This is a genomic window from Allobaileyella intestinalis, from assembly GCF_009695865.1.
GTDB classification, from domain to species: domain Bacteria; phylum Bacillota; class Clostridia; order Peptostreptococcales; family Anaerovoracaceae; genus Allobaileyella; species Allobaileyella intestinalis.
This window is the reverse complement of record NZ_VUNB01000020.1, coordinates 1-1,113: the sequence shown is the minus strand read 5'-3', so window position 1 is coordinate 1,113 and position 1,113 is coordinate 1. Positions and strand designations below refer to the sequence as shown.

Annotated in this window: 1 protein-coding gene; it reads left to right on the top strand. The window is 33.5% G+C overall.

The features are described from left to right. Positions 1-286: 286 nt before the first annotated feature. On the top strand, positions 287-1,057 hold the full coding sequence (locus FYJ66_RS09130; protein WP_154573186.1) for an IS110 family transposase: 771 nt from the start codon (positions 287-289) through the stop codon (positions 1,055-1,057). Positions 1,058-1,113: the final 56 nt, after the last annotated feature.

Sequence of the window (1,113 nt, the reverse complement as noted above, 5' to 3'; positions counted from 1 at the left end):
TTGACCCATCTAACTGGTCAACTACAATATACTTCTCCCTTCTTTCAAACTTTGATAACCGTGGTTGAAGACGATGTTGTTAATTTGTAAAATTGAATATGTGAAAGTGGATTTGCGTTTTTTTTACCTGTAGCTTGACTACTTACTGGAGGTCCTTACCACACCTTATTCCAAAACAATGATTAGTTAGATGAGTCTTTGAATTCGTATTTTGAACCAGGTTTTGTGGTCTAAGTGTTGTGGATAACCACTTTCACAAATTTTAATCAAGAAAGGATGTTTATTTATGAAATTAGTTGGTATCGATGTTGGAAAGAACAGTCATCATTTTTGTGTCATAGACAAAGAAACTGGTGAATTCAATGTTGCACCTTCTTCTTTTTCTAACAACAAAGAAGGATTTGACTTTCTGATCAACTCTCTTAAACCGTATTCTAAAAAATCAATTTTAATTGGTATGGAAGACACGGGGCATTACCATGTTGCTCTTCTAAAATTTCTTCTTAGCAATGGATATACCGTTGCCTTGATCAACCCTAAAACTACTGATTTTACACGCAAGATGGAAGGTGGCATTACTAAGAATGACAAACGAGATACAATCACTATTTGTAATGTCCTCGATACTCCTGAACGTAAGAAACAGTATCGTATTACTAAAGTTGACCGTTTTGATTTATATGAACAAAGACAATTGACTCGTCATCACCACAATTTAAAGGAAGAACTCAATGTCTACTGTAATCGACTACAGAAATCGATTGATCTTGTTTTCCCTGAATTTAACACTTTATTCAGTTCGAAATATGGCATTGTTTACATGAATCTTCTTAAAACGTTTGGCAGTGCTGAAGCTATTGCTTCTACAGATATTCGTACAATTCGTAAATGTTTTGAAGTCAAAGGAAGAGGCGGTCGCATTTCTTTCATTCCGCCACATTTTTATTTTTTTTCTTTTCATTTTTTTTTTTTCTTTTTCTTTTTTGCTTCTCTTTTTTTCTCTCCTTTTTTTTTCCTCTTCTTTCTTTTTTTTATGTTCTTCCCTGTCTTTGATTAAAAAATACAAGTTTTCTCTATCCTCTACCCCACTCCTATTCTTTTCATTCCTTGCCT

Bases quoted from the DNA above. Each gene is read 5' to 3' on its own strand.
- FYJ66_RS09130 (WP_154573186.1), top strand. From the start codon at position 287: ATGAAATTAGTTGGTATCGATGTTGGAAAGAACAGTCATCATTTTTGT.